Raw genomic sequence first — 7068 nt, 5'->3', positions numbered from 1 at the left:
GTTATTTATCTAATGAATGGGATTATGTCGTCGATAATTACTTAAAAGTCGCTTAACCCACCGAAAGTATCTGCACCCATTACGAAATACTTTTTTTAATTTTATCTTGTGGTATATCATCCCTCCATAATTAATTGAATATAATGTCAAAGGTTTTCATACTAAAATGGAGATGATAAGCAGACATGCTTATGGATTTAAAAACTTTGAAAACTACCGATTGAGAGTTAGAGCGTTATGCTCTTAATTACTATTTGTCCCTGTTGTTGGTGTAGAGCCCTATTATAAGCCTTATAAATTAGGCGAATCAGAAGCTGGTTCGAAACTAAAGGAAAGTTGGCTCAGCATAGTGAACAACATTAGAACCAGGATCATCAATTCTAGGGAGTATATTTATATCCCTGATTTGAGCATGGATGCCTGACCAAATTTACAAGTTTTTATTAATGGAGCAGTCAGGAAGATTTATTTTGACTGCATCAATTCAAGATTTAGGGTCCATATGTTTCCTGCACCGAATGTTTAAAGAGTTATATTGATTGCTTATCCTCATTGTGGTACACACGGCGATATAGTGAATAATGCGTTGGAGGTGTAGTAATGAAATTAAGTATTAAAGATAAGCTTACCTCAGAAGACTTCGAGGTGCCGGTAGCTTCTCAGACAAAAGAATCCCGGACAATATATTCCTCATAAGGGAAATATTATGCCGCTAATCGTTAATCAGGATTCCCCCATCTTTGGAGAACACCTAACTCTTTGCAGCCTGGATAGGGCGCTGGCTGCTTTCGAAGATCCCGTTTTATATTATTGTTTCTGGTTCATGTTTGACATGCATTAATGTGTTTGTTAATATCCTCTCAAATTCTGCAAGATGGAGGCTATATTGGGGGGGAAATGTCCCGCGATACTTATAATTTTCTGCGCAACAGGTTTCTTTTCGCTAACTAATGCACAGAACTCTTACACACTGGACGATTGTTACCGCCATGCCCTGGGAGGCAGCATGGTTACACAGCAACGGGAACTTATTGCCCAGGCAGAGGAACGTACTGTGCAGGCAAGATCTGCACTGCTGCCCCGGCTTGAGACGGTACTTAGCTACTCTCAGCAGGAATCCGATTCCACTCTGATCGAGGATGAGAATACAAGCGGCAGGATTGGTATAAGACAACCGCTTTTCGGAGGATTCGGCGACTGGGCAGCCATTGAGCAGAGCAGGTATAACGGAAGCGCTGCAAAGGCTGCATTCCGGCAGACAGAGCTTCGGCTTTTTCTTGATACAGCTCAGGCTTATTATAATATTCTTATCTATGAAAAGAATATTATTAATTATCGCAAGGAGATTGCTTCCTATACAAAGAGGAAGAAAGAGTTGCAACGTCTTAAAAATCAAGCACGCGCCAAAGAATCGGATCTAATAGCTGTTGATTCTGCTATTGCGAGTTTCGAGGCTGCAATCGCCCAGACCATGGGCTCTCAAAGCTCAGCCAGGGAACAGCTGACTTATATTACTGGCTTGCCTTCAAGTATCCCGCTGAGAGATGGGGAAGAATTGCCCCCGCAGTTGGGAGATCTCGATCTCTGGAATGACAAGATCGATGAACACCCTCAGGTCTTGAATGCCAACCTCAACTATTTAGCTGCGCAAGAGTATGTAAAGGTAGCCCAGGCAGAATATTATCCGTCTGTTGTTCTAACCGGGGATTACTATTATATCCGGCCGGACAGTTTAACTGCGGCGGACTGGAATATCGGATTATCAGTTACCCTTCCGTTGTATACCGGCGGGAATACGACTTCGCTTGTGCGGGAAGCGGAGGCACTCAGCCGTCAGCAGAGAAGCGCTGTTGATAATGCGCGCCAATCGGTGCGTCAGGAGATCAACACTCTTTATATAATTGTACAGGCAGAGTTGGAGCAGGTACGACTACTTGAAAAAGCTGTTACCCTTTCCAACAAAAGTTATCAACTACTGCTGAGGGATAATCAAACAGGCCTGGCCACTAACCTGGAGGTATTGCAGTCTCTGGCCTCACTCTACCAGAGCGTGCGTGCCTTTGATCAGGCGAGGCTGACAGCGGCGCACAACCATACCAGGCTCAGAGCGGTCACAGGGAGACGCAGCACAGGCAATGGCCAAGCCTCGGAAAGGCAGGCACAAAACTGAGATGACAAAACACTCTAAGATCATAGCCGGTGTTATCCTTTTGGTGGTTATGCTGTTTATACTCTTTTTTGCTGGTAACTCCCGGCAAGATAGATATCTCTCCCAACCCGTTAGAAGAGGTACTATCGCTCAGGCAGTCTATGGAATAGGGACCATCGATGCAGACAGAAGCGTAGAGCTGAAGACTGCGGTGACCAGCATAATACGCAATATTTATGTCCGGGAAGGGCAACAGGTCAGCACAGGAGACAGACTGGTCGAGCTGCAAGATGTTACGGTACTCAAAGCTCCTTTTGGCGGGACAGTTACTTCCCTGCCCTACAATGTCGGAGAGACAGTATTTGCCCAGTCTATTGTGGCTGCTTTAGTCGATTTTTCCAATCTCTACGTGACGGTGTCACTCGAGCAACAGGCGGCACTCCCCGTCAGGAACGGGCAAAAAGCTAATCTGAGCTTTGATGGCATGAGAGGGAAATCATACAGAGGCACTGTTGTAGCCGTATATTCGAGAAAAGAAGAGTTCCTGGTCAGGATCAATATGGAAACCTTGCCACCCCGTGTTCTTCCTGGCATGACGGCTGATGTAGCTATCATCATTGCCGAGCACAGTGATGCTTTGCTTATACCTGTTGCCGCGCTGGAAGGCAAAGAAGTGGAGGTCCGGGGGAAAGGCAGGGAAAAGATAACGACAGGACTGGTTGACGGCGCCTATGTCCAGGTTGTGTCCGGAAATATCGCGGAAGGTGACCGGTTATGGATCAGCCGGGGGAGAGGACAATGATATTTCTGGCGATACGATACCTGTTATCGAGACGCAGGCAAACGATCCTGACCTTTCTGGGGATCTTCTTTGGCAGCATGGCCTATATTGTTATCTCAGGGATGATGATTGGTTTCAGGGAGTATCTGGTCGAACAGCTGGTGAACAACAACCCGCATATTACTATACAACCGAGAGAAGAGTTCCTGACTGAACATTCCCTTGATAAGTCGTTCTTCGGAAAGCGCTATCAATATATATTCTGGATTGTTCCCCCCTCAGGAAGGAAAGACAGCGATACCATAAGAAGCCCCCAAAACTGGTATAAGGTCTTGGGTACCGATCGCCGGGTCGAGTATTACACTCCGCAACTGACAACATCGGTCATAATCAGCAGCGGAACGTCGACAGTACCCTCAACCCTGATAGGGTGTGATCCGGAGCAGCAGATAAAAGTAACATCGATCGGCGAGGAAATCGCTGAGGGGAATTTTGGAAATATCGGAATAGGCGGGAACAAGATCGCCATCGGTGATGAACTAAAAAAGCTCCTTGGAGTGCGCATCGGCCAGAATGTGATGGTATCCGTTGCCGGCCAAAACGCACCCTTCAAAGTGGTTGCTGTATTTAAAACAGGAAATAAGGAAGCAGACCGGTTCGCTTACGGGCTTATTGAAGATGTACAGAGGATCAGTCAAACCCCTAACAGAGTGAACACTATTGCGATCAGGCTCTATGACTACTCACAGTCATCCGCAATCGCCAACACCTGGTCTGCGATCACTCCGGAGAAAGTAGAAAGCTGGGACCAAAAAAACGCCTCCTTCTTTAATGTTTTTCGTATCCAGGACGCTGTAAGATATTTAACAATCGGTGCGACACTGGTCGTTGCCGGATTCGGCATTTATAATGTTCTTGCTATGACCGTTATGCAGAAGCAGCGGGATATTGCTATACTCCGTTCTATGGGCTACAGTAGGCTGGATATTGTCTGGCTCTTTTTTGCACAGGGACTGATACTGGGCGTCGCGGGGTCTCTCCTCGGTCTCTTCTGCGGATACCTGTTTAGCCGCTACCTGCAGACTGTATCATTTGGAGGAGGACCGATGGGTGGATCCGGGTTTCTGCAGATATCCCTTGCCCCTGCCATTTATGTATGGGCAGTGATCCTGGGGCTAGCCTCTGCCTCACTTGCCAGTATCCTTCCTGCTGTTAATGCAGGTAAACTGACTCCTATTGAGATCATTCGTTCGGGGGCCGAATAAGTGGGAATCGTTGCACATAATGTCGGCAAAACAGTCGGAGATACAGCAACCAGGATCCTCAGTCGGATAGACCTGAGTATCGATGATGGAGATTTTATAGCATTGACAGGGCGATCAGGATCCGGGAAGAGTACCCTTATCTATATCCTCAGTACACTCGATAATCCCACTGAAGGAATCCTCGAGATAGACAGGATCAATATTACAGCCATGGCGGAAAGGGATTTGGAGCGTTTCCGAAATGAAAAGGTGGGGGTTGTCTTTCAGTTTCATTACCTGCTGTCAGAGCTCACTGCAATAGAGAACGTATTGATGCCTGCAAGGAAAGCCGGCCGTGATAAACAGCTGCGCGAAAAAGCAGAATCATTGCTTTTCCAGTTTGATCTGGGAGATAAAACAAACAGGCTTCCAAGGCAGCTATCAGGCGGGGAACAACAACGGGTGGCAATAGCAAGGGCATTGATCCTTGACCCGTCATACATATTCGCCGATGAGCCAACAGGCAATCTTGATTCCAAAAACGCAGAGATCGTAATGGACATCTTCTGTGAAACGAATAAGAGCCGTCATACGACTATTGTTATGGTCACTCATGATCCAGCAGTAGCAGGCAAAGCATCACGCCAGGTCCGGATGCTAGATGGAAGGATTGTGTAAGTCCGGTATAAGGTCAGTAATAGTATGTGGTTACTCAGGATTCCCCCATCACTGGAGTACAGCCTTTTATTGCTGGATTAGATTAAAGATTGGCTCCCCAGACTGGACGTCCATCAGAACCTAAAACAGGTTTTTCTGATATGGTATCATTCGCAAACTCAAACATCCTGGATATAGATGTCTCTAAAAGCATATATGAGTTATAGAGCTTTGACTTATAACTCACTTATTGTTATTATATGAGTTATATAATAGGGGTATATAACTCATGCAATGGAACTGGCAACAAAAAGACTGGCCAAATTTCTTCTACGATATATCAAGGATTCAACCCTATGAGACAGAGTTCTTAACAAAGATCGGATTTGTGTATGGAGCCTATCAGCATGTGGATGATGATAACAAGAAAGAACTCCTGGTCGAAATTATCAGTGAAGAGGCACTCAACACCTCAGAAATAGAAGGAGAACACCTGGACAGAAACAGTGTTCAATCTTCCATCAGAAAGAATCTTGGCCTGCAACAGGGAGATAACACCATACTCCCCAGAGAAAAAGGCATTGCGGAGATGATGACTAATCTCTATAAGACTTATGATGTACCTCTCAACCATGAATATTTGTACAACTGGCATTGCAGTTTAACAAACGGCCGAACAGATATCAACAATATCGGCACTTATAGAACTCATGAAGAATCTATGCAAATAGTCTCTGGATATATTCATAAACCAAAGATTCATTTCGAAGCGCCCCCGTCGAGTGACGTACCGAACGAAATGACCATATTTGTTCAGTGGTATAATAACGCTGCCAAAGAAAAAAGCGCCAGTCTACGTACAATAATAAATGCCGCCATAGCGCATCTGTATTTTGTTTCTATACATCCGTTTGAGGATGGGAATGGAAGGATTGCCAGAGCATTAGCTGAAAAAATTGTATCACAGGCTTTTGGGCACCCGGTGTTAATGTCATTATCCACTATTATTCAGCGGAATCGCAAACAGTATTACCAAATCCTGGAACAGAGCAATCAGGAACTGGAAATAACAGAATATATCATTTATTTTGCCAATACTGTCCTCAACGCACTGCAGCTCACATCAAGAACTATAGAGTTTACCATTAAAAAAACAAGAATATTCGATACTTATAAGACAATATTAAACGAAAGACAACTCAAAGCACTCCAGCGATTTTTTCGGGAAGGACTTGATGGCTTTCAAGGTGGTCTCAGTGCAGGTAATTACAAAAGCATAACCGGCGCTTCCAATGCAACAACGACCAGAGACTTGCAAGAAATGGTAAAACTGGGTGTACTCAATAAAAAAGGGCAGTTACGGCATACTCGTTATTCTATCGCTGGATTAGATTGAAGTTTGGCTCCCCGGACTTCCCACTGCACGAACCTTTATTATTAGGCGAAAGCTCAGTGAAATGGCTTATAGGTAAGTAACTTTAAAATAACTATTTCTTATTAATTGTAGCATATATTTATTACAAATATTGGGCCCCAATCAACTAAAAATTCCTTACAGCTACAACATTCTATACTATACTTCCGGTTTCTAATCAACTAAAAAACTAGGCCCAATACGGAACATATTCAGCAAACTTATCTGATCTATTATCTGGATCTTTTTGTTTAATAACTTTTTGATCAAACGCATCTTTAATAAGCCTGGAAATAACAGATCGCTGTTTTTCACTCAGTTTAAAACGTTCCCTAAGGCTTGCATTGGTCAAAGATCTATTGGATAAATACTTAATTACTGAATGTTGATAGCAGGCCTGTATGCGTTCTCTAGTTGACATCTTAGCATAAGGTTTTGGCGTATATATTGTAGTTTTAAAATAATTTTCACCTTCTTCAAAATTTAAAGGAGGTAGCCCGGATAACTCAATCGCCGAAATCGTTTTTTCCAGCCCAGTGCCTCTTTCTTCACATATTCGATATCTTCTAAAATTAGATGCTAATATCTCATTTCTAGATTCTGGACTTGTGCCGATTGCGTATTCCGGCGAAACTACCCAGTGTCATCGGAGCGTAGCGACGATAATAAATATTGTACCTGTTAAGTGGGTAGTTTGGAAGGATTTAGTTTTTTTCTCATAGATTCTCCTCGTATAATACGTTTCAGAATGGTTAGTCAGATCGGCAAATATTGCATTGATCTATAGACTAAACATTTAACAAGAGAAGTCCCTATATTATAA

General features: G+C 43.9%; 6 protein-coding genes and 1 pseudogene. 6 read left to right on the top strand and 1 reads right to left on the bottom strand.

Annotated elements, in window-relative coordinates; all coding sequences use genetic code 11:
* The first annotated feature begins 148 nt into the window (after nucleotides 1–148).
* From DKM50_01240 to DKM50_01215, 6 genes and pseudogenes are all read left to right on the top strand, one after another.
* Nucleotides 149–247: pseudogene (locus tag DKM50_01240) on the top strand (hypothetical protein).
* A 627-nt stretch (nucleotides 248–874) separates the two neighbouring features.
* On the top strand, nucleotides 875–2170 hold the full coding sequence (locus tag DKM50_01235; GenBank protein ID PZM83824.1) for a hypothetical protein: 1296 nt from the start codon (nucleotides 875–877) through the stop codon (nucleotides 2168–2170).
* Complete coding sequence (locus DKM50_01230) at nucleotides 2136–2951, top strand: hypothetical protein (GenBank protein ID PZM83823.1); 816 nt, start codon at nucleotides 2136–2138, stop codon at nucleotides 2949–2951. Before DKM50_01235 ends, DKM50_01230 begins: the two co-directional genes overlap by 35 nt.
* Nucleotides 2924–4195: an ABC transporter permease gene (locus tag DKM50_01225; protein ID PZM83822.1), complete on the top strand. Its 1272-nt coding sequence runs from the start codon at nucleotides 2924–2926 to the stop codon at nucleotides 4193–4195. The genes DKM50_01230 and DKM50_01225 overlap by 28 nt, the downstream gene beginning before the upstream one ends.
* Nucleotides 4196–4852, top strand: coding sequence for an ATP-binding protein (locus DKM50_01220; protein ID PZM83821.1), 657 nt, complete (start codon nucleotides 4196–4198; stop codon nucleotides 4850–4852).
* A gap of 268 nt (nucleotides 4853–5120) precedes the next feature.
* Nucleotides 5121–6227: a DUF4172 domain-containing protein gene (locus DKM50_01215; protein ID PZM83820.1), complete on the top strand. Its 1107-nt coding sequence runs from the start codon at nucleotides 5121–5123 to the stop codon at nucleotides 6225–6227.
* 208 nt (nucleotides 6228–6435) lie between these two features.
* Here DKM50_01215 and DKM50_01210 read toward each other — a convergent pair whose 3' ends face one another.
* A complete protein-coding gene (locus DKM50_01210) occupies nucleotides 6436–6861 on the bottom strand; it encodes a hypothetical protein (GenBank protein ID PZM83825.1) in 426 nt (141 codons plus the stop codon).
* Between the last annotated feature and the right edge of the window lie 207 nt (nucleotides 6862–7068).

The organism is Candidatus Margulisiibacteriota bacterium, assembly GCA_003242895.1.
In the GTDB taxonomy this organism is placed as follows: Bacteria; Margulisbacteria; Riflemargulisbacteria; order GWF2-39-127; family GWF2-39-127; genus GWF2-39-127.
This window is presented reverse-complemented; position numbering and strand designations above follow the sequence as displayed.